Genomic DNA, 21,803 nt, shown 5'->3' with positions numbered 1-21,803 from the left:
CTTTTCATAGTAGTTGATTGTCTTTCAACTTGTCAATGCAATAAAACCTATTAGGGAAAGTAACCAATATAACAGAAAAAGATAGAAAACAAACTCGATTATCACCGTTTTTCCAGATCATAAATGAAGCCGTCCAAAAAGTGAAAGAGCAAATTTTTGGACGGCTCATCTTGTGCTTTAGTTTTAAAACTGGTCAAGGAATTCATTCACGTGTGGAATGAGTTCTGGTGCTGTCATAATATAGTTCAAGCCATTTTCTTTATTCAATACAGGGATCAGTTCCTCTTCATACCCCGGATACATTGGGATAATCTTTAGTGGGATTGCGTGTTGTTTCGCTATGCTTTTCACTTCTTCCATGAGCGATTCAGACATGACGCTAGGTGAATAAAGAAAAATAAGTTGGGCGACTCCGTTGCTTAACGCAAAAGATTCATATTCTTCTTTAGTTAACATCGGCCCTATTACCATATTTCGGTCTAAAAAAATTGTAGATCCATTGGTTAATGTTTGATCTTTCAGTGTTGTACTGCCATTGTCAGAACCTAATAAAAGACCTGTTAGAATGTTCGCTAAGCGATTCATTGTACTTTGATCAGGAACACTTATATAAGTTAATTGTTTATTTTTGCTGATCGCTAAAGCTTGTTTGTATAGTTCTGTTGTCTTGGCTTGAGGTTTGATTGAAACGAATGATTCAATTCCGCTCGCTGATAGTCTGTTTCGTTCACTAGCAGTAGGAGGGTAGCCAATCATTATACGGGCTCCGATCGTTCGAACACTTTCATGATTTTGAACAGAAGGGAGAAATTTGCCCCAGCTCACATAGGCATGTAATTTCTCGATTGGTACTGGATCGTTAAAACCGTGTACAAACACTTTTTCTTTACGTGATAAAAGATAATCTCCTATTTCTTTAATTTCTTCGGAGGAAGGAGATGAGCTGGTTGGAAAATGCGTAAATTGGATATTCATCTCTTTCGCTACTTGCTTTTCTTTATCGAGCCATTCAGATTGATCTGGTCGTAACAAAGAGACAATTTCCGTCACTTCCGCTCGTTTAATGCGCGTAAACCACTCTTCATCGGTAGGGAAAGGACCGAGTAGTATGTTTTGGTTGTGAGCATGATATAAATTTCCGCGTTCAAAGGTGGTCGGTTGCATAAAGTTGACCTTATATGATTGGTCTAACTCTTGATTAATCACTTGTTTAATCACATCTACACGGTGTCGCCCTAAATAACAATGAACGTAATATCGTTTGTTATCTTGCTTAATTAATTTTTTCGCTTCTTTGATCGAGTCGCTATTATCACCTACCCATGGAAGCATCGGAATGGAATGAAGTTCAATCCCGATTTCTTTAGCGTTCTTCTTTTCTTTTTCAAGCAAAGGTTTTTCGATCGGGAGGACGGGATTCAATAATGTGATAATTCCGTCATACCCTTCCTCTTTTAATGCAACCATATCATTTTCTTCTGGGTAGGGCCCAAATGTAAAGCGCTCCCCTTCTTCTACTTCTCCTTGTGAGCCCTGAACCACGCCGCTACCTGTATTCATAAAGTAGTAAAGGGATACGCAACATAAGATAATCGAACTCGCTAATAGTGCATAAGCCCATTTGTATCGTTTGGCCTTCACGATATAGCGATAATAAAGAAAAGAAACGAAAAATCCAAAAACAACCCAGCCGACGACGTAATACTTCATAATGCCATCAATTTTATATTGCGACCATCCGCGATCGGCATATACTTGTTCAATTGGAACGACTGCAAATAATAAGAATAAAATTCCACCACCTACACCAAAGGTACTTAAAAGGATAAACCACATGGAAAAGTGAAGGTATTTACTTTTGTTTTTTTCTGGTTTCATTGACTTCACCGAGCTTTCTCTTCTTCAATATCAGTTAAAATTTGCCGCATTAAAGGTACGTAAGAGCGCCAATAAAACTCGCTTTCGTCATTGGTAAATAACGAAAATAAATAAGGTGACCCACTCCATTTCGCAAACGATGGTTTTGGAAAATCAGCATAGTCTCCAGCGAAATAATATGTTTTTTCCTGTTTATGATGAATAACGGCAGGAAAGGTCGTTGGAATTTGGGCTTCCTTGAGTTGTTCTTTTTCTTTTTTAGATAAATGAAGCTCATATTCTGCTTCGACAACGGCGCCGTCTTTCGGACGAACAATGTCAAACCAATACATATAATTGGAATCATTCACACTTGGATAGCGTTTCGTTCCTTCTTTTGTTAATTGAAATTGAACGAATGGTCGGTCTTCTTGGTCACCAAGTACCACGACTTTATCCGATAAGTGGACAAAGGCAATGCCAGACCCATCAAACGTCCATTTCTTTTTATATTGTTTTTCATAATTGCGGATGAGCCATGGCGGAATTTCTTCGCTATTTAAATCAGCGAAGTATCGTCCGGTCCAGCCTGTCCATTCGGTATTTAGATTTTCTTCCATGACCGATCGAGTAACTGAATCGGTAGGAGTGGCAAATGAATTGAATTCTGCAATAAGAGTGGATTGCGAACCACGGCTATTCATAATTTGATTCCACTCTAATAAATCCATTCCGCCATACACATGTCTAGAGCGTTCGCCATCTGGCTTTTCTTTTAAATCATTACTATAGACACCATATGTATCAGCGATATAAATAAGGTCAAGCGGCCCGGACTGATCAAAAGGTGGGAACGGTTTTTGATCATATGGATCATATCCGAAATAATCTTGACCAATATCGTATGTTTCATCTTGATCGTTAACAATTTTTTCGTTTTCTAAAATCCAAAATAAGCCACTGTGTTCTCGATAATCTGTCTTTGGCACAGTTTTATCAATGACAGCTATATCTAAATTGGTAGCAGGGGTGAGACTCCAAAAAATTCTAGGGGAGAAAATCAATAATAGGATGGCGACAAATCCGAGGATTCGTTTCACCGTGTCACCTCCTTGCCTACATATAAAATAATAAATAGTCGGTTATTCATGATTGTGAAACTCCTTTACGTTTCATGTCTCCCCAAGATTTCTTTCTAAAAATGATTTGAAAGAAGCCCTCGACACGAAAAAAGGTCATTAATGGTCGATACCAAAAAGATTCGAGCAAGCTCGATATAAATAAACGGACAAAGTCCCCTATTTTTTCATATCGACGAAAACTCCATTCTTCTAACAAAATAGAAAACATTGATAGCATTGAGCCGAGTAATAAAATACAGCAAAAGAGGGCTAAGGAGTACTGGATATATATCCCCCCTAAAAATGGTCCGAGTAGGATAATGAAATATCCAATCATTTCAATAAGAGGCCCTAGCAACTCAATAAAGAAATAATAAGGAAGACTAATCAAACCAATTTTTCCATAACGGGGATTGAGAAACATCCGTTTATTATGCCAGAGGCTTTCAAATAATCCACGATACCAGCGATTCCGCTGCTTACGTAAAATGGAAAGCGTTTCAGGAGCTTCTGTCCAACAAACGGGTTCTGGTATATAAGCAATCTTCTTATTTAATTTATTCTTCTTTATATATCGATGAAGACGAACAACTAAGTCCATATCTTCGCCTACCGTATTTGTCCGGTAGCCTCCAATGTTTATACAATACTCTTTCGAAAAAACGCCAAATGCCCCAGAAACAATTAATAGTAGATTACGAGAGCCAAAGCCGATTCGACCAAACAAGAAATCTCGTAAGTATTCAATGACTTGATGCACAACGATCCTATTTTTACTCAACGCCACTTTCTTTAATTCGCCACGTTCGATGACACAGTCGTTGGCAATTCGAACACTGCCGCCGCTTGCAATAATTTCATCGCCAGAATCGATAATGGGCTTCATAATTTTAACAAAGGCGGTCCGTTCAATAATCGAGTCAGCATCTAATGAGCAGAAGAAAGGATATTGAGCCAGGTTCATTCCAGCATTTAAAGCATCGGCTTTCCCGCCAGACTCTTTATCCATTAAAAATAAATGGGGGTAGACCTTCGACTGATACACTTGTCTAATCGGTTTAGAGTCCAAACGTTTTCGATAGTAACTTGTTATCGGCTTCAATTCAAATGCTTCAATCATCGTCTGTAATGTGGAATCCGTCGAACCATCATTAATGACGATGATTTCAAATTCCGGATAGTCAATGGTTAGCAACGAGCGAACAGTATTAACAATGCCGGTTTCTTCATTTTTACCAGGCACCAAAATAGAAATAGGTTTCGTAAATTCCGAGCGCAAATGTTCATCATAGGGTTCTTCGAAATCTAGCAAGTGTGTTTTTCGGATTTGTTTGATAGCCAAGACAAATAACAGTAGCATAATCAAAATAATAGCGACGGTATAGAAAAAAATCATTTGAGATAAAAAGTCCACTACTGTACGAGCCCATTCTAAAAGTGTATTCATTAAAAACCAATCCCCCTTTCTAAACGCTCTTTCGCTGCATCTCTTGCAAAAGCATCCTCGCTAAATTGAGCAATTTGTCTTAATTCAAATTCCCCTGTTGGATAGCTCAATAAAGCATTCGCAGCAGCCCGACGAACATACCATGATGAATCGGTTAACCACTGTTTCAAATAAGGAATACATGCGTCATGATGATGGAGCATGCTTAACTTAGCTAGCCACATTTTCTTTTGCCATCGCTCTGTCTCGAAATGAGGGAGCAATGGTGCCATATCGGATAAATAATGAAGCTGATAAAGAGCCTTCATCGCTCGAATACTCATTTCTTCATTGTCATGATCAATAAGCTCTATTAACAAAGGTTCATATTCGCTCCATCCTTGAGATCCAATATACTCAATGGCGGCATATTGAAGTTTCGTTGTTACATTTTTGTGGTTCTCAATCACTTTTTCAACCACTATATCATTAGAAAACTTTGTTAAAATATCAAAATAGTAAAAATAAGGGTACTCTTCTTCTTCTTTATTAAGAAGTTCAATGACTCTCTCATCTTGAAATATCGACAAAATTTGCAAAATGAGGATTTTTTCTTCTAGGCTTACTTTGTCTGATGAATAGTAATCATATAGAAAGGCTTGAAAGCTAGTACAATGAAATTTTTTAATTCGATATAGTGTATTTAATCGAATTGCCATAGAACGGCTAGTCAATTGTTTGCGATAGCGTTCAGTGAAATTAGCCTCTACCCACTGTTGGATGTGATGCTGAGATACTGGGTCATTCACGGTCTTTAAGAAGTTTAAAAAGAATTGTTCAATGGCTTCATAAACAAATTTGCTTGATACATTCGCTCGTACACTCCATTCACCAGTAGACAGGAGGGTAAATAAATATTCTTCATGTTCCTTTAACCAATCTGCTTGTTTCTTTTCTTTTATCGAACGCTTCCATTTGATACGAATAAGAGAGAGAAAAAAGATAAGAAGCGAAACTAATAAGACGATAATGATGCTTAATATTATTTCTAAAGGTATGGCTACCATAATCATCGATCCCCTTCAATAATCCGTTTTAATTTTGTCAAAAACTCATCAATTGAAAAGGGTTTAACGATATGGTCAGAAATGTCATGCGCAAGCAATTCAATTAACTCTGAATCGTTGGTCCGGTTCATCAAGGAGAAAACAGAATATTGATGTTTCGGATACGATGCTCTAAGTTTTTTAACGAATTCAACTGCACCCAATTGAGCTGCTTTTGTATCAATAATTAATACATAAGGATCATAGCTGCGACTCTGAGGTGAATTGAAGAATTCTTGCCCATTATTGAAAGAGTAAATCTCGAATGTATATCGTCTGCTTTCTAAACGTTCAACATATTTAACTAGTAAACTCTTCGTAAAGGCATCATTTTGAATAATGGCTATGCGGTACTTTTCTTTTTCATCTTCATTTAATATGTGGGCAAATGGATGAAATGTAACAGTTGGTTCGTCACTGACCTCTATGCTTGATAATTCTAGTTGTAATTTTTCCACGAATGACTCGAGTGAATCGGCCGGTGAAACCATTTCTGAGCCAATAATTCTGGCGGAAAAATCTTTTTCGTAAGGTGCCAAAATTCGATCAAATACGTTCGAGAGCATCTCTTGTTTCATATTAAATAAAATGAGAATAAATTGCTGGTGGTTCCAGCGAATAATCAAATCCTTCTTGCGCAACTGTCGTTGAAAAAACTGGACAAATGTTTGTTGTGATTCCTCTGTTAGATGATCTATTTGGCATAAAGCGACAGAAAATAGATGATTCTTTTGTCGTTCATCGGATAAACATTGCTGAATAATAAAAGGTAGCATAGAGCGAGAATAAGCAGGGGTCGCATAATCAAAAATTCGTGATTGGAAAGCTCGTCTCATTTCGATAATCTTGTTTAATTTCTTGTTCATTAATAATGGTTCATTGATCATGATGGTCGCTGTGGCTCCGTTTGTTAGTGCGTCCATTTCCTCTTCAACAGAAGAAACAAAGGCAACAATGTCTGTATTGTTGACTTTAGCTAAATCTATAAATAACTGATCGAATGGCGCATCCACCGATTCAGTTTGATGAGCATAGCAGATGACCAGGGCTTGTTTTATTATCTCTTGATCATGTAATTGAGAGAAGTCCACCATCGTAACAGCCTCATCAGCCAATGGAAGGGACGAGATGACTTGGCGAGACAAAGGATCATTTAACCATAATATTTCTCCATTTTTATCCATATTTACTATTACATACAACTTAAGGGCTGTATGCAACTCCACCTCCTTACCTAAAAATATAAAAAGCGTAGCATATTTTTCTTTGCAAATTCTCAACAAAAACGAATATAGTTCAATTTTCATAAAATGTAAAATAACAGCAATCAAAAAGAGCAAAGTGAAAATATTGTCGACTTATATGAATGATATCATTTTTCATTAAAAAATTGTCAGATAGTCGTGAAAGAGGTAAACTATTTTTTAGTGTTTATATTTTATTTGATGAACGAAGAAAGGGATTTGTATGTCTTCAAAGCTAATTAGAGGAACATTTATTTTAACGCTCGGGACGTTTATTTCCAAATTTCTTGGATTATTTTATGTCATCCCGTTTTATTCCATTATTGGGGAAGAATCTGTCGCGCTTTATCAGTATGGATATGTCCCTTATACGATCTTTATCAGTATTGCGACGGCTGGTGTTCCGCTAGCAGTCTCAAAGTTTATTGCAAAGTACAATTCGTTAGGGGAGTATGCCGTTGGGCGCAGATTATTTAAGTCAGGCCTTTTGATCATGTCGATCACTGGGGTCATTGCTTTTGCGGTCATGTATTTATTTGCGCCATTTTTTGCAGAGCTAGTGGTGTTAAACCAAGATCAATTATATTCATTAGAAGATGTCACGTACGTGATACGTGCTGTGAGTTTTGCGTTAATCATCGTTCCCTTTATGAGTTTGATGCGCGGTTTTTTCCAAGGGCATCAATCGATGGGACCATCTGCTGTATCAACGGTGGTTGAGCAAATTGCACGAATCATCTTCTTGCTTGCAGGATCTTATGTTGTATTAAATGTGCTTCATGGAGACGTTGTGACAGCCGTTGGAGTAGCGACCTTTGCCGCGTTTGTTGGTGCTGCATTTGGTCTATTAGTATTGTTCTGGTATTGGGTAAAGAGGAAGAAGCATATGGATGAATTGCTTGAACAGGACAAAGGAGAGGTCCAAGTATCGCTCGTTGAAATTTATCGGGAAATTATTATCTATGCGATCCCATTTGTGTTTGTTGGGATTGCCATTCCTCTGTATCAACTGATTGATACAGTCACCTTTAACCGAGCGATGGCTGAGATTGGTCAAGCAAAAGAATCGGATGTTTTATTTGGAATATTAAACTTTAGTACGCAAAAAATTGTGATTATTCCAGTGTCCCTTGCCACGGCGTTTTCCATGTCGCTTATTCCGCATATTACGACTTCATTTGTTTCAGGAGATTTAAATCATGTGAAAAAACAACTCAATCAAACTTTTCAAGTGCTGTTGTTTTTAACGGTTCCAGCAATCGTTGGCATTATGCTGCTTGCAGAACCTTTTTATGCAGTATTCTATGAGCTCAGTGATGTCGGAACAGAGATTTTACGTGCGTATGCGCCTGTAGCCATTTTGTTCGCGCTGTTCACAGTGACGGCAGCGATTTTGCAAGGAATTAATGAGCAACGTTTCACGGTGTTTAGCTTGCTGTTCGGGATATTATTAAAATTCGCTTTAAATATACCCCTCATTAAAATGTTTCAAACGGAGGGGGCCATTTATGCTACTGCGATTGGGTATAGTGCGTCGATTATCATTAATTTGCTAGTGATTAAACACTATGCAAACTATTCACTACGCTCGATTTCAAAGCAGATTGCTCAAATATTGCTGTTTAATTTGATCATGGCTGGGGCGGTCTTTAGCGTGTATTCACTGATTTCACCATTATTTGACCTAACAAGCAAAGTGCAGGCAACGATTTTAATTGCCATATGTGCAGTTATTGGAGCCGTGATTTACTTCCTTTTAAGTATTCGAACAGGACTAACAGATGTGTTATTCGGTTCGAGGCTTGATCGGTTAAAGAAAAAATTGAAACTGTCTAGAGCTTAAAAATAAGTAGAGAGGCTAACCCAGAAAGCCAACCATTTTTGGGGAGGCCTCTTTTTTAATTGGGGGAGGGAGGAAAATGGCTTTTAGTTCACGTGTAAAAGGCATAATGATGGTGCTTTCAAGCGCGATTTTTTGGGGAGGATCAGGGGTAGTCGCTCAATTTCTTTTTCAACAGCAAGGAGTCAGTGTAGAGTGGCTAGTGACGGTGAGGCTCTTGCTTGCAGGCCTGATCTTACTAAGTTTTGCTGCGATGAAAGAACGTGATTTAGTTTTTGCTATTTGGAAAGATCGATTTAGTAGAGTGCCCCTTCTTTTATTGAGCGTCATCGGAATGATTGGTATGCAATATACGTTCTTTGCGGCTATTGAAAATGGAAATGCAGCAACAGCGACAGTGCTTCAATATTTGGCACCGGTATTGGTTGTTCTCTATATGACCTTTCGTTCAAAGGCTAAACTATCGATTAAGGAAATAGTCGCCGTATTGCTATCTATGTTAGGTACGTTTTTCCTAGTGACGGGTGGCAATCCATTCGCCTTATCTATTTCAGGACCCGCTGTGTTTTGGGGACTTAGCTCAGCGGTTGCTCTTGCTTTTTATACAGTCTATCCAATTGAGCTGTTGAAAAGATGGGGAGTCATTATTGTGATCGGCTGGGGAATGACGCTTGGTGGGCTCGGCTTTAGCTTCGTGCATCCTCCATGGAAGTATGAAGGGATAATGAATATACCGACGCTTGCAGGGGTACTGTTTGTGATTGTTTTCGGTACACTGATTGCCTTTTATTTATATTCAGAAAGTTTGCGTTATTTAAAGCCGTCAGAAACGAGCTTACTCGCTTGTGTGGAGCCGTTATCTGCTGTTTTTTTATCAGTGCTCGTTTTAAATGTTGATTTCGGTATTGGTGAATGGATAGGAACAATTTGTATTATTACGACTGTTCTTATGTTATCACGAGCGAAAAAGTAAAGACTTCTTTAATGTAGTAGGGGAAGCTATAATGATCAATGTGTTGGAATGAATGGAGGAATGGTCATGAGAGTGGATAAAATTTTGGCCAATCTTGGCTATGGCAGTCGGAAAGATGTCAAGAAAATCTTGAAATCTGGCGGTGTGACGGTGAATGGGGAGCTTGTGAAAGATGGCAAGCAGCATGTGGACCCAAACAAAGATCATATCGTTATTCATGGGGAAGAAGTTCATTATCGTGAATTTATTTACTTAATGATGAATAAGCCGCAAGGAGTCATTTCAGCCACAGAGGATACTCGCGATGAAACGGTCGTTGATTTACTAGAACCTGAGCATATCGTATTTGAACCGTTTCCCGTCGGCAGGCTCGATAAAGATACAGAAGGTCTCTTGTTAATAACCAACGACGGACAGCTCGCCCATCAATTGCTGTCACCGAAAAAGCATGTGCCGAAAACTTATTTTGCGGTCATTGCCGGCGAAGTAACTGAGAGCGATGTAGAAGCATTTCGTCGTGGTGTCACTTTGGATGATGGTTACGAAACGAAGCCTGGAGAGTTAGTGATTTTAAAAAGTGGTATTCGTTCTGACATTGAACTGACGATTACAGAAGGGAAGTTTCATCAAGTGAAACGCATGTTTGAAGCGGTCGGCAAAAAGGTCGTTTATTTACAGCGAATTTCCATGGGGCCGCTAGTGCTTGATGAAGAGTTAGAACTTGGGGAATACCGAGAATTAACAGAAGAAGAAGTAAAGTTGTTAGTAGATCGATAAAGAAAGTAAAGAATCCCCCGTCGATTAGGCGGGGGATTTAAATGTACAATATTCATTTTTTTAAGAGCTAATTCGAACTTTCTTTTCCGTTGTTGTCCACTTGCCACGACTTGGACTAATGACTAAGTCGTTGTAGGCTAACACATTCAAATCACGTTGAATGGTGCGAGGAGTGATGCCGAATTCATCTACGATTTCCTGAGTTGAAACAGTCCCGTTTTCTCTAATAAACATATAGACTGATTTAATTCGATTTAGCATCCGATTTGTTGAAGGTTTCAAAAAACCACTCCCTCATCTTTTTTCCAGAGGCAATCCAACAGACGACGGTTGACAGAGAAGTTGATGCTTCTCAAAAAATATGTAATTCTTTTGCCACAGACAGCTCCTTTACAAAATAGTTTAAGATGTCTGACACATACAGTTTACCTCATTTTATTCAAATTTTCTAGGAAAATGATTGATTTAACGATTATTTACATTATATTTACCCATTTTTAACAATGGATGAAACATAATAATAAAAAGTTATTTATCGTCAGAAATAGCTTCTTTACCTCACTTTGAAATTTTCTAATTCTCAGATTATTTCTTTTCAAGGGAATCAGGGGTAGAATAGGAATATATTTGTTTTTTTGAAGGGAGTATCAGTGATGACGGCGATTGATTGGATGTTGGAAGTGGAGAAGCGAAAGGACGATTTGCTTCGGGATTTGCAGTCATTAATTGCGATAAAAAGCGTGTTAGATGAGGAAGGAGCAACGGCGAATGCTCCGCTTGGACAGCAGGTGAAAGAGGCGCTTGACTTTATGTTGGCACTTGGTGAAAAGGATGGGTTTACTGGTAAAAATGTAGATAACCTTGCCGGACATTTAGAATTCGGTGAAGGGGAGGAATTATTAGGGGTCTTATGTCATGTAGATGTCGTTCCTGAAGGGGATGATTGGACGACTGATCCGTTTGGTGGAGAAATTAGAGACGGCAAAATTTTTGGTCGCGGGGCAATAGATGATAAAGGGCCGACGATGGCGGCTTATTATGCGATGAAAATTGTTAAGGAGCTCGGACAATCTTTTCACAAACGAGTGCGGATGATTATTGGAACGGATGAAGAAAGTGATTGGCGTTGTGTAGATCGCTATTTTGCTAAGGAAGAAATGCCAGCGATTGGTTTTGCTCCGGATGCCGATTTTCCGATTATTTTTGCAGAAAAAGGAATTGCTGATTTCGATATGGTTTTCTCACCAGTTGTTCCGACGGCAGAACACTCGGTGAACATGTTTGTTCATTCGTTTGAATCTGGCCGACGTTACAATATGGTGCCTGATTATGCGAAAGCGATTTTAACGGTGAATAGTGGACAAACTGAGCTGCTACAAAGCTACAGTGATTTTGCGAAAGACAATGGCTTAGATGGGCAATATTATATTGATCGTGGATTGCTCGTATTAGAAATGAAGGGCGTATCTGCTCATGGGATGGAGCCTGATCTTGGGAAAAGTGCTGGTTTATATTTGGTGGAATTTTTGGCGAATCGAGTACTTGATGAACAGTCCGCTCACTTTTTCCAATGGACAAGTCGCTTTTTCTTTAAAGATTCTCGTGGAAAAGCGTTAGGAATCAATTATCAGGATGATATCACAGGTGATTTGACTATTAATGTTGGAAAGCTTTCCTATGATGAACAAAAGGGTGGGCGCTTAGGCTTGAATATGCGCTATCCTGTGACGTTCCCGTTCGCAGAGAAAAAAGCTGAACTGACGGAGCGTTTGAAACAAGAGAAGGTTGTTATCGAAAATTTTTCAAATAGCGAGCCTCATCATGTGGAGCAAGATCATCCGTTTATTCAAACACTAGCAAAAGTATATGAAGAACAAACAGGTGAGAAGGCCCAGTTATTATCGATTGGTGGAGGAACTTATGCACGCTCATTAAAAACAGGTGTTGCCTATGGTGCGCTGTTCCCGGGTCGAGCGGATGTAGCCCATCAAAAAGATGAGCATATGTTTGTAGAAGATTTACTGAAAGCGACAGCCATTTATGCTCAAGCGATTTGGGAGTTAGCTGTGGAAAAATAAAAAAGCATGCAGGGAGTCTCTGCATGCTTTTTTTGGAACGAAGCAAGTCTTTATTCAAAAAGATCACTCGATAAATAGCGCTCTCCTGTGTCGCAGGCGATACAAATAACGATGTCATCCTTTGTTAATGTTCTCGCTGTTTGAATCGCAGCATAGCAAGCAGCACCTGAAGATGGTCCAACGAGAAGGCCTTCTTCCCGAGCGAGTCGATGCGTGATGTCGTAAGCATCTTCGTCTTTAATTTGATAAATATAGTTATACACATCTTCATTTAATGTGTTTGGAATAAATCCAGGGCTTGTTCCGACAAGCTTATGTTTGCCTGGCTTTCCACCAGAAAGGACAGGGGATCCGGCTGGTTCCACGACATGTACGAGTAAGTTCGGGTAATGCTCTTTTAACACTTCGCCCGTACCAGTAATCGTGCCTCCTGTGCCGGCTGTGGCAACAAAGGCACCAAGGTTTTTGCCGATTTGTTGAACGCTCTCGATGATCTCCAGTGCCGTCGTTTTTCGATGGGCGTTTGGATTGGCTTTGTTATCAAATTGCATCGGAATGAAGCTGTTAGGAATTTCCTTCGCTAGCTCTTCTGCTTTTTTGATTGCACCAGGCATCTTTTCACTTCCGGGGGTAAGCACGACGCTAGCTCCATACGCTTTCAGTAAATTAATCCGTTCCTTTGTCATCGTATCCGGCATAACAAGAATCGCTTTGTAACCTCTTGCTGCTGCATTCATTGCTAGACCGATACCTGTGTTTCCACTTGTTGGTTCAATAATTGTTGAACCCGGTTTTAATACACCCGCTTTTTCGGCTTCTATGATCATATTGAAGGCTGCCCGGTCTTTCACGCTTTTACTCGGATTGAAAAATTCCAGCTTCACATATACATCGGCCCCGTTCTCTGGGTTGAGTCGATTTAATTTAACAAGGGGGGTATCTCCAATCAATTCAGCGATATTGTGAACAGTTTTCATTGAAGGCTCTTCCTTTCTGCAATCGTTTACTTTTATTAATAACATATAAATCAGATAAATCCAATTTGTTTTCATTAGATTAGAAGGAAAGTCCATGATTAAACAGTATCTTTTCAAGATTTGGCGTAAGTGTCAATCCTTTGATAAAATATGAGTAAATTGTACGATAAAGGAGTAAATGTATGGGTCATCATTATTTCTTTGCACTCGCTTTACCAGAAAAGATTAAGGAGCAATTGCATCAAGCATTTCTTGATAGGAACCTTCCTTTTGCTCGTGCTGTTCATGAGCAGGATCTTCATTTGACTTTAGCTTTTTTAGGAGAAGCCGAGGGGGGAAAATTAAAAAAGGCGAGGGATGGAGTGACTAAAGCGCTAGATACGTTTTCCCCCTTTGCTTTGACGATTGATTCATTTGGCACATTTGGTAAAGAAGAACAGCCCCGTATTTTTTGGGCAGGAGTGAAACTAGAGCCTAAACTAAATCAATTACAGCAGGCGGTGAGTACAGCTTGTCGTGAAGCGGGCTTTCAATTAGAGAGTCGGCCATTTCGTCCCCATATTACATTGGCAAGAAAGTGGCAAGGAGAAAAGGCGTATCTCCCTCCAGTAAGCCCAACTGCTATCCACTTTTTCACTGAAAAAGTGGTACTATACAAAACGCATCTCGATCGAAGCCCTAAATATGAAGAACACGATATTTTTTTAGTAACTGAATGAAAGGAATCATGACCAATGGCGCAGTTAATTAAGTTGCAAGATTACATTTCGAGATATGAAATCGATTTATATAAGTACCCTTCCCATTTTGTCCGTTTGAAAAAACAACAATGGGAAAAAACAAAAGAGCAATGGGAACGAAATCAATGGGAAGGCGCAGAGGGTGCCGAAGAATTTGAAGAAGATATTGCTCAAGAAGGAATGCTACATAAAATCAAATCAATGTTAAAACGACAAAAAGAGATAGAAGAGGAATCTGACGTTCAAGAACAGGTAGAAGCAGCATTGTTTGATGTCGAAAAGCTTTATGATGTACAGCATGTGGATGAGCTAAAGCACAAGTTTCTAGACCAGCTTTTTCGTTTTCAAGTGAAATGGGCAAGCTCGACAATCCGTGAGAAATCATATATTGATTTTAAATACTTTCATGATGAGCGTTTGAAGTTCTTTTTGCAGAGGTTCCCTGATTCGTTTATGTTGCTATATCAACCGATTCTTCGGTTGAAAAATGCACCAATGGAATTAGATATTATACTGCTTACACCGACAGAAGCTTGGTGTTTGACTTTCTTAGAGGAAGAGGATCAGTCCGTCTACATTGGTTCAACGGAGCGATTCTGGATGAAGAGATATGGGGAAAGGGAAGCGAAAGTATTAAGCCCTGTTCTTGCTTTAAACCGAATGGAAATTGTTATGAAGCAGTTATTTCTTCAGCATGAGGTCGACTTCCCTATTCGCAAAGCGATTATTTCTCGCAATGGGTTTGTCGATTATCCTAATGTACCTTATGATCTAGAAGTGATTGATGAGCGGAAATTCGAGGAATGGTTTACTAGGCTTCGCAATATGAGATCTCCGTTGAAAAATATGCAGTTAAAAGCAGCGAAAAGCTTGCTGGACGTGGGACAAACGACAAGTTTTCTTCGTCCAGAGTGGGAAGAGGATGATGGGGTTATTTTCAAGGATGAAGAAAGTGACTAAAAGAGGTGTAGACGATGGCGAACCGACCTTTTGAGGCCTATTTAGATCAATTGAATGTGATCACGATGATTCTTCCTATGCATTATTATAATGGTCAGTCAGAGCGTTTTTTTCTCGAACTTGATGCAGAAATGATGGAACTTGAGATGATCGATAAAGTACAGATAGAGGATGGTGTGAAGTATACTTGTTACACACCGATCGTACCAGAATTTGGTCGTCCTCACATTGTGCTTGATGAGCGATTAATGCGGACAGATTTACAAATTGGTGGGGTAATCCGTACCAGTGAGTTTGATGATCTTTTTTATTATGACGGTTCAGACTTAGGTGCTTCTTATACGAAGGAAGCTACTCGTTTTCGTTTATGGGCTCCTACAGCAACGGAAGTGTTTGTGAAATATCGGCCTGCAAATAGCGAGGAAGGATTATATACGAAAATGTTTCGTCGTGATCAAGGAGTATACGATGCGCTCGTTCCTGGTGATTTAGCTGGTGCCTATTATCAATATCATTTACGTGTTAACAATCATTGGAAAGAAGCGGGTGACCCTTACGCGAAGGCGATTTCTTTGCATAGTGAGTGGTCGTGTGTGTTAGATGAAGACAAAGTCACTGTTTCTACGCATTCGCTCCCACCTTTTTCTTCTCCACTGGATGCCATTATTTATGAAGCATCGATCCGCGACTTTTCCATGCATCCAGATAGCGGGATGCAACATAAGGGGAAGTATCTGGCGTTTATGGAAAAGAAGACAAGCGGCCGTTTCGGTCAATCGACAGGTGTGGCTTATTTAAAAGAGCTGGGCATTACTCATTTAGAATTGCTGCCTTTTAATGACTTTTTTGGTGTGTCAGATACACAGCCACATGCTAATTATAACTGGGGCTATAATCCACTTTATTTTAATGTGCCGGAAGGAAGTTACAGTTCTGATCCTAAAGGTCCACATACGCGAGTGATTGAATTAAAAAGAATGATTGAATCTCTTCATGAAGAAGGAATTCGCGTTATTATGGATGTGGTATATAACCATGTGTATATTCGTGAAACCTCTGCTTTTGAACGAATTGTGCCAGGATATTTCTTTCGTCAAGACGAGTTTGGCCGTCCATCTAATGGCACAGGGGTAGGCAATGATTTTGCCTCTGAACGGAAAATGGCGAGGAAATTTATTATAGATTCGCTTCAATATTGGTTAACGACTTACAATGTCGATGGCTTCCGTTTTGATTTAATGGGTATTCTCGATATTGAAACGATGAATGAAGCGAAGAAGATGGTCGACCGTCTTAAACCAGGCTGTATCTTGCTCGGAGAAGGCTGGCAGCTCAACACAGCACTTGCGAAAGAGTTGAAAGCGAATGTAGCGAATCAAGCAAAGCTTCCCGGTATTGCTCAATTTAATGATTGGTTTCGAGACACCATTAAAGGCAGTACGTTTAATTTATATGATCATGGCTTTGCACTTGGAAGGGAAACTCTTAGCCATGAAGCATTTCAAGTCGCTGGTGGGAGCATCGGCTTTGGGAACAGACAAGGGCTATTTCTTCAACCAGATCAATCTGTCAATTATGTCGAGTCACATGATAATTATACGCTTTGGGATAAGTTAGAAGCTTGTTTCCCTGGTGAAGTAGAAGGGAACAAAAAGCGGCAACGTCTCGCGACAGCAATGGTGTTGCTATCACAAGGTATCCCTTTTTTGCACAGCGGACAAGAATTTTTTCGCACAAAGTTTGGGGTAGAAAACAGCTACACAAGTTCAGATACGATCAATCAATTAGATTGGAATCGTCAATATGAAAATGGCTCTACTGTTAAATTTATTAAAGGTTTAATTCAAATAAGAAAGCATCATGAAGCCTTTCGATTGAAAAGTGCTCAAGAGATTCGCCGTCATTTAATTAAAGGAGCTTCAGATGGAGGCTCGTTAGTATTGTTATTAAGCAATGTAGGGGAATATGGAGAATGGCAAGAAATTTTGCTCGTTTTTCATCCTTCACCGTATAAAAGTAAAGTGACATTGCCTAGCCGTCCATCTCCTTGGAAAGTTATTGTCGAGGATGAAGTGGCAGGTGTTGCTGTTTTGAGAGAAGCAAGTGATTATTTAGAAATAGAACCGATTAGCGTACTTGTGTGTGTACAATCGAAATAATAGAAAAAAGTGTGTTTGTATATGTCTAGTTTCGCTAGAAAAGATCAACATATAGTATCGTTAAGAGTGATGGATACAAGATAAGATGGCAGAGAGGCTAGACTTTTTTCTTTCCCTTCGCCCCATAGCCGAATCAGTTGTTTCGTGGTAAAATATAATATACTTATAATGATGGCCAGGTGATGGTAACGGGCTTATCAAGAAAAGATAGCTATTGCTCAGACGTTCGATAGCTGTCTTTTTTGTTCACATTATACGGACAGCTAAACGAAAATGAAGGTGAATGCAGTTGGAACATTTATTTGGACAAGAATGGGAAATCACTCCTGCTGGTGGAGTAACAGGCAAGGCTTACTTTGCTAGATGCGGTGGACAACAATTATTTTTAAAAAAGAACTCTTCCCCTTTTTTGGCCGTGTTGTCTGCTGAGGGCATCGTTCCAAAGCTCATCTGGACGAAACGGCTAGAAAATGGAGATGTCGTCTCAGCTCAACATTGGCTTGAAGGGCGAGAGCTAAAGCCGCATGAGATGGTAAAGAGTCGAGTAGCCCAGCTTATGTGCAAAATCCATTCTTCTCAGCCGCTGCTGTCCATGCTTGAGAGAATTGGGATCAAACCTTCTTCTCCTGAAATGATTATGAAGGAGATTCAAATACGGTTAGATGAGGACACCTTGAAGCATAGGGAAGTCCTGTCGAGTTTGCAATTTTTGCAAGAGAACATGGCAAAGGTCAATCATAATCATTACGTCGTTTGTCACGGAGATGTCAATCATAATAACTGGTTGTTGTCAAAGGAGAACGAGCTATTTTTAATTGATTGGGATGGAGCGATGATCGGCGACCCTGCGATTGATCTTGGCATGTTGTTATATAAATATATAGACAAGAGTGAATGGCAGGCGTGGCTTTCAGATTATGGGCTTACGTTCACTCCGAATTTGCAATTGAGGATGAAGTGGTATGTGATCGCACAAATGTTATTGTCCATTCAGTGGGATAAAGAAACGAATCGCTTACTAGAGATGGAAGCGGGTTTAACTGATTTAACAAAATTCCTACTGTGAAAAATCCTTCATAAGTCAGTTGTGGTCATGTTATGGTGTGAGAGAAAAAAGTGAATGAGGTGTCGCTATGCGATTAAGAAATAAACCATGGGCTCGAGAGAAAATTGAAACTCATCCACAGTACGTGGTAGCTAATCCAGCGGAGCATAAAGGAAAGTGGGAAGAAGTATTTGGCAATGATAACCCGATCTACATTGAAGTAGGGACGGGAAAAGGTCAATTTGTTACTGGAATGGCTAAAGCGCATCCAGATATTAATTTTATTGGGATTGAATTATATGAAAGCGTGATTGTGTCTGCTTTAGATCGTTTAATTGAGGCGGAACTTCCTAACTTGAAGCTGTTAAATGTTGACGCCAAAAATTTGGCCGATTATTTTGCTAAAGGTGATGTCGATCGCGTATATTTGAATTTTTCTGATCCGTGGCCGAAAGCGCGTCATGAAAAACGTCGATTAACATATAAAACATTTTTAAAGCTATATGAAGATATCATGCCTGAAGACGGCGAGATTCATTTTAAAACCGATAATCAAGGACTGTTTGAATACTCGCTGAAAAGCTTTTCAGACTACGGACTTTTATTAACTTATGTTAGTTTAGATCTGCATAAAAGTGATTTCGAAGGCAACATTATGACTGAATACGAAGAGAAATTTTCTGCAAAAGGTCAAAGAATTTATCGTTCTGAAGTAAAATATCGATAAGTTATTCATGAAAATGCTTGGATTTTCCGCTAAGGAAAGCTGTCATTAAGATGGTTTAAGTGGGAGATTCAGGCATTTTTTGTGTTTTTCTAAGGGAAACAGACCTATTAGTACAATTGTCGAAAAAGTGTTACAATTATGTGGTAGTCGAACAAAGGGGAGGAATCGAAATGGAAACAATGAAAGTTGGGGAGCTGACATTGACATGGTTGAATGGGGGAGCCACTAATTTAGATGGGGGAGCGATGTTTGGAGTCGTGCCTAAACCATTGTGGTCGCGTAAATACTCTGTAAATGAAAAGAATCAAATTGAGCTAAGGAATGATCCGATATTCTTTCAACTGGATGGGAAGAATATCTTAATTGAATCGGGGCTTGGCAACAACCGACTATCAGACAAGCAAAAACGAAATTATGGAGTAGCCGAGGAATCTCAAGTCGAATATTCACTGAAGGAACTAGGGTTGACGCCTGAGGATATTGATATCGTTATTATGACGCATATGCATTTTGATCATGCCCTAGGATTAACAAAAGTGGTGGATGGCAAGCTTGCTTCTGCCTTTCCAAACGCTATTATTTACACATCGGAAACAGAGTGGAAGGAAATGAGGGAACCAAATATCCGCTCGAAAAACACGTATTGGAAAGAGAATTGGGAAGCGATTACCGAACAAGTCCAAACGTTTAAAGAAGAATTAGAAGTGGTGCCAGGGGTGAAAATGATTCACTCTGGTGGTCACAGTGACGGTCATTCGATCATTATTATTGAGAGTGGCGAAGAAACATTGATTCATATGGCCGATTTAATGCCTACTCATGCTCATCAAAATGTGTTATGGGTGCTTGCGTTTGATGATTATCCAATGGACTCGATTGCCATGAAGCAACAATATTTGCCAGAAGGAATGAAAAAAGGTGCTTGGTTTATTTTTTATCATGATGCGATGTATCGTGCAGTGAAATGGAATGAGAGCGGGGAACTCATCGACTGCATTAAAAGGGAAAAAATCATAGTTTAATATAAAAAGAGGCGATCTTGTTAAAAAAGATCGCCTCTTTCATATTAGTTCGTTTTATATACATCCATAATCGTGCCTGTACGAGAGTCCGCGATAAACTCAAATTGCTCACGATTTTGGTCAATTGTACGGGAAACGCCGCCTTTATAGACCATTTTGTTCATACCTGTTTTGTTCATTGGTTCAGGTTTCATTTTCACCCAAGAACCGTCAATCGTGCCTTCCCCTTTAAAAGCTTCCTTTACTTCCTTCAATGCTCTCTCAGCAGAAGCGGAAGCTGTGTTTGTTACGTTTTGTTGTACAAGAAGCGCACTAGCTGCACCAGCCGCTGCTCCTAAAATAAATGTGCTCCAACTAAATTTCATCAATTTCACTCCTATTTTTATAGATTATTAATCATTATACAGCAAATCACAAATTAATTGAAATTTCTGCAATAAAAATACTATTTTTTTTGAAAAAAGAAAAAATTCGACAGTGATGCTTCTTCCCCTTAAGTAGCAAGAAAGGAAAATTTTCTGTAAGATAAAACATAAGCCTTTTTCATTGGGGAATTTAATTCAAAGGGGAGTTAGTGATGAATCAAGAAACAATGGAGCTGTTTAAAACATTAACAGAGCTACCTGGCACTTCTGGAAATGAGCATCAAGTACGTGCGTTTATGCGAAAAATGTTAACGCCTTATTCGGATGAAATCATTCAAGATGGTCTTGGTAGCATCTTTGGCTTGAAAAAAGGAAATGAGTCTGGTCCGACTGTCCTGGTAGCGGGGCATATGGACGAAGTTGGTTTTATGGTAACCGATATTACTGAGAATGGCATGATTCGATTTCAAACGCTTGGAGGATGGTGGAGTCAAGTACTTCTTGCTCAGCGCGTGGAAATTATCACTGATCACGGTCCAGTCATTGGAGTGGTTGGTTCCATTCCGCCGCATTTATTAAGCGAGGCGTTGCGCCAAAAGCCAATGTCGATCAAAAATATGTTGATTGATATTGGGGCAGATAATCGCGAGGATGCGAAAAAAATCGGCATTAAGCCTGGACAGCAAATTGTTCCCGTTTCTTCGTTTACTCCGATGGCGAATGAGAAGAAAGTTCTTGCCAAAGCATGGGACAATCGCTACGGTTGCGGACTGGCGATTGAGTTATTAAAAGAATTAAAGGATGAAAAACTGCCAAATATGCTCTATTCAGGAGCGACTGTTCAAGAGGAAGTCGGCCTACGAGGAGCTCAGACGGCGGCGGAAATGATCCAGCCAGATATTTTCTTTGCGCTTGATGCCAGCCCGGCCAATGATATGTCAGGAGACAAGTCTCAGTTTGGACAAATTGGGAAAGGGGCTTTGTTGCGTATTTTTGACCGCACAATGGTCACTCATCGCGGCATGCGGGAATTTGTGTTAGATACAGCAGAGACCCATCAAATTCCGTATCAGTATTTTATCTCTCAAGGAGGAACTGATGCCGGTCGTGTCCATACCTCTAATGAAGGGGTGCCAAGTGCTGTGATTGGCATTTGCTCACGCTATATTCATACGCATGCGTCGATTGTTCATGTCGATGATTATGCGGCAGCGAAAGAGCTGATTATTCGACTTGTGAAAGCATGTGATCAATCAACTGTTGATAGCATTAAAGCAGGAAGTTAATGAAAAAGAGAGCGCTGTTTTTGGTGCTCTCTTTTCATTTAGAAGAAAAGAATGAAATAGTTTTTATGTGGAAAAATAAGTGAAGCGATAAGTCAACATC

Annotated in this window: 19 protein-coding genes; 11 read left to right on the top strand and 8 right to left on the bottom strand. The window is 39.5% G+C overall.

Annotated features, from left to right (window positions below; translation table 11 throughout):
- Positions 1-183: 183 nt before the first annotated feature.
- From WDJ61_RS14010 to WDJ61_RS13990, 5 genes are read right to left on the bottom strand one after another with little or no spacing between them, the layout of a single operon-like run.
- Positions 184-1,887, bottom strand: a complete 1,704-nt coding sequence (locus WDJ61_RS14010) for a hypothetical protein (protein ID WP_338750783.1) — start codon at positions 1,885-1,887, stop codon at positions 184-186.
- Positions 1,884-2,957 (bottom strand): hypothetical protein, encoded by a 1,074-nt coding sequence (locus tag WDJ61_RS14005; protein ID WP_338750781.1) that lies wholly within the window; start codon positions 2,955-2,957, stop codon positions 1,884-1,886. The genes WDJ61_RS14010 and WDJ61_RS14005 overlap by 4 nt, the downstream gene beginning before the upstream one ends.
- Positions 2,958-3,003: 46 nt before the next feature.
- Positions 3,004-4,425 (bottom strand): glycosyltransferase, encoded by a 1,422-nt coding sequence (locus WDJ61_RS14000; protein ID WP_338750779.1) that lies wholly within the window; start codon positions 4,423-4,425, stop codon positions 3,004-3,006.
- Positions 4,425-5,471: a HEAT repeat domain-containing protein gene (locus WDJ61_RS13995; protein WP_338750777.1), complete on the bottom strand. Its 1,047-nt coding sequence runs from the start codon at positions 5,469-5,471 to the stop codon at positions 4,425-4,427. The genes WDJ61_RS14000 and WDJ61_RS13995 overlap by 1 nt, the downstream gene beginning before the upstream one ends.
- Before the next feature lie 2 nt (positions 5,472-5,473).
- Positions 5,474-6,730, bottom strand: coding sequence for a hypothetical protein (locus tag WDJ61_RS13990; RefSeq protein ID WP_338750775.1), 1,257 nt, complete (start codon positions 6,728-6,730; stop codon positions 5,474-5,476).
- A 247-nt stretch (positions 6,731-6,977) separates the two neighbouring features.
- Between WDJ61_RS13990 and WDJ61_RS13985 the strand changes: the two genes are divergently transcribed.
- The 3 genes from WDJ61_RS13985 to WDJ61_RS13975 all read left to right on the top strand — a co-directional run bounded on the left by WDJ61_RS13985 (position 6,978) and on the right by WDJ61_RS13975 (position 10,344).
- Positions 6,978-8,597, top strand: coding sequence for a polysaccharide biosynthesis protein (locus tag WDJ61_RS13985; RefSeq protein WP_338750772.1), 1,620 nt, complete (start codon positions 6,978-6,980; stop codon positions 8,595-8,597).
- 76 nt (positions 8,598-8,673) lie between these two features.
- On the top strand, positions 8,674-9,567 hold the full coding sequence (locus WDJ61_RS13980) for a DMT family transporter (RefSeq protein WP_338750770.1): 894 nt from the start codon (positions 8,674-8,676) through the stop codon (positions 9,565-9,567).
- Between the two features lie 66 nt (positions 9,568-9,633).
- Positions 9,634-10,344 (top strand): pseudouridine synthase, encoded by a 711-nt coding sequence (locus WDJ61_RS13975; protein WP_338750768.1) that lies wholly within the window; start codon positions 9,634-9,636, stop codon positions 10,342-10,344.
- Positions 10,345-10,404: 60 nt separating this feature from the next.
- On the opposite strand, the gene WDJ61_RS13970 is transcribed toward WDJ61_RS13975, so the two are convergent.
- Positions 10,405-10,626, bottom strand: coding sequence for a DeoR family transcriptional regulator (locus tag WDJ61_RS13970; RefSeq protein ID WP_338750766.1), 222 nt, complete (start codon positions 10,624-10,626; stop codon positions 10,405-10,407).
- 371 nt (positions 10,627-10,997) lie between these two features.
- Here WDJ61_RS13970 and pepV point away from each other — a divergent pair, with 371 nt between their 5' ends.
- Entirely contained in the window at positions 10,998-12,422 is a 1,425-nt protein-coding gene (gene pepV, locus WDJ61_RS13965; protein ID WP_338750764.1) for a dipeptidase PepV, read from the top strand.
- A 50-nt stretch (positions 12,423-12,472) separates the two neighbouring features.
- On the opposite strand, the gene cysK is transcribed toward pepV, so the two are convergent.
- Entirely contained in the window at positions 12,473-13,399 is a 927-nt protein-coding gene (gene cysK / locus WDJ61_RS13960) for a cysteine synthase A (RefSeq protein ID WP_338750762.1), read from the bottom strand.
- A 182-nt stretch (positions 13,400-13,581) separates the two neighbouring features.
- Here cysK and thpR point away from each other — a divergent pair, with 182 nt between their 5' ends.
- The 6 genes from thpR to WDJ61_RS13930 all read left to right on the top strand — a co-directional run bounded on the left by thpR (position 13,582) and on the right by WDJ61_RS13930 (position 20,052).
- Entirely contained in the window at positions 13,582-14,118 is a 537-nt protein-coding gene (gene thpR, locus WDJ61_RS13955) for an RNA 2',3'-cyclic phosphodiesterase (protein WP_338750760.1), read from the top strand.
- A 15-nt stretch (positions 14,119-14,133) separates the two neighbouring features.
- Positions 14,134-15,099 carry an NERD domain-containing protein gene (locus WDJ61_RS13950; RefSeq protein WP_338750758.1) on the top strand — a complete coding sequence of 322 codons (966 nt, stop codon included), beginning with the start codon at positions 14,134-14,136 and terminating at the stop codon, positions 15,097-15,099.
- Between the two features lie 14 nt (positions 15,100-15,113).
- Complete coding sequence (gene pulA, locus WDJ61_RS13945; protein ID WP_338750756.1) at positions 15,114-17,258, top strand: type I pullulanase; 2,145 nt, start codon at positions 15,114-15,116, stop codon at positions 17,256-17,258.
- A 289-nt stretch (positions 17,259-17,547) separates the two neighbouring features.
- Entirely contained in the window at positions 17,548-18,324 is a 777-nt protein-coding gene (locus tag WDJ61_RS13940; RefSeq protein WP_338750753.1) for a phosphotransferase family protein, read from the top strand.
- A 67-nt stretch (positions 18,325-18,391) separates the two neighbouring features.
- Positions 18,392-19,030: a tRNA (guanosine(46)-N7)-methyltransferase TrmB gene (trmB, locus tag WDJ61_RS13935; protein ID WP_338750751.1), complete on the top strand. Its 639-nt coding sequence runs from the start codon at positions 18,392-18,394 to the stop codon at positions 19,028-19,030.
- A 170-nt stretch (positions 19,031-19,200) separates the two neighbouring features.
- Positions 19,201-20,052, top strand: a complete 852-nt coding sequence (locus WDJ61_RS13930) for a YtnP family quorum-quenching lactonase (RefSeq protein ID WP_338750749.1) — start codon at positions 19,201-19,203, stop codon at positions 20,050-20,052.
- Between the two features lie 44 nt (positions 20,053-20,096).
- Here the strand turns inward: WDJ61_RS13930 and WDJ61_RS13925 are convergent, their stop codons facing one another.
- Positions 20,097-20,417 (bottom strand): hypothetical protein, encoded by a 321-nt coding sequence (locus WDJ61_RS13925; RefSeq protein WP_338750747.1) that lies wholly within the window; start codon positions 20,415-20,417, stop codon positions 20,097-20,099.
- 212 nt (positions 20,418-20,629) lie between these two features.
- Here WDJ61_RS13925 and WDJ61_RS13920 point away from each other — a divergent pair, with 212 nt between their 5' ends.
- Entirely contained in the window at positions 20,630-21,703 is a 1,074-nt protein-coding gene (locus WDJ61_RS13920) for a M42 family metallopeptidase (RefSeq protein ID WP_338750745.1), read from the top strand.
- The last annotated feature ends 100 nt before the right edge of the window (positions 21,704-21,803 follow it).

It is taken from the genome of Bacillus sp. FJAT-52991 (assembly GCF_037201805.1).
GTDB classification, from domain to species: domain Bacteria; phylum Bacillota; class Bacilli; order Bacillales; family Domibacillaceae; genus Bacillus_CE; species Bacillus_CE kandeliae.
The sequence above is the reverse complement of the archived record's forward strand: the minus strand, read 5'-3'. Positions and strand labels throughout refer to the sequence as shown.

Bases quoted from the DNA above. Each gene is read 5' to 3' on its own strand.
- pulA (WP_338750756.1), top strand. From the start codon at position 15,114: ATGGCGAACCGACCTTTTGAGGCCTATTTAGATCAATTGAATGTGATC.
- WDJ61_RS13980 (WP_338750770.1), top strand. From the start codon at position 8,674: ATGGCTTTTAGTTCACGTGTAAAAGGCATAATGATGGTGCTTTCAAGC.
- WDJ61_RS14000 (WP_338750779.1), bottom strand. From the start codon at position 4,425: ATGAATACACTTTTAGAATGGGCTCGTACAGTAGTGGACTTTTTATCT.
- WDJ61_RS13925 (WP_338750747.1), bottom strand. From the start codon at position 20,417: ATGAAATTTAGTTGGAGCACATTTATTTTAGGAGCAGCGGCTGGTGCA.
- WDJ61_RS13920 (WP_338750745.1), top strand. From the start codon at position 20,630: ATGAATCAAGAAACAATGGAGCTGTTTAAAACATTAACAGAGCTACCT.
- WDJ61_RS13950 (WP_338750758.1), top strand. From the start codon at position 14,134: ATGGCGCAGTTAATTAAGTTGCAAGATTACATTTCGAGATATGAAATC.
- pepV (WP_338750764.1), top strand. From the start codon at position 10,998: ATGACGGCGATTGATTGGATGTTGGAAGTGGAGAAGCGAAAGGACGAT.
- thpR (WP_338750760.1), top strand. From the start codon at position 13,582: ATGGGTCATCATTATTTCTTTGCACTCGCTTTACCAGAAAAGATTAAG.
- cysK (WP_338750762.1), bottom strand. From the start codon at position 13,399: ATGAAAACTGTTCACAATATCGCTGAATTGATTGGAGATACCCCCCTT.
- WDJ61_RS13930 (WP_338750749.1), top strand. From the start codon at position 19,201: ATGGAAACAATGAAAGTTGGGGAGCTGACATTGACATGGTTGAATGGG.
- WDJ61_RS13975 (WP_338750768.1), top strand. From the start codon at position 9,634: ATGAGAGTGGATAAAATTTTGGCCAATCTTGGCTATGGCAGTCGGAAA.
- trmB (WP_338750751.1), top strand. From the start codon at position 18,392: ATGCGATTAAGAAATAAACCATGGGCTCGAGAGAAAATTGAAACTCAT.
- WDJ61_RS13995 (WP_338750777.1), bottom strand. From the start codon at position 5,471: ATGGTAGCCATACCTTTAGAAATAATATTAAGCATCATTATCGTCTTA.
- WDJ61_RS13985 (WP_338750772.1), top strand. From the start codon at position 6,978: ATGTCTTCAAAGCTAATTAGAGGAACATTTATTTTAACGCTCGGGACG.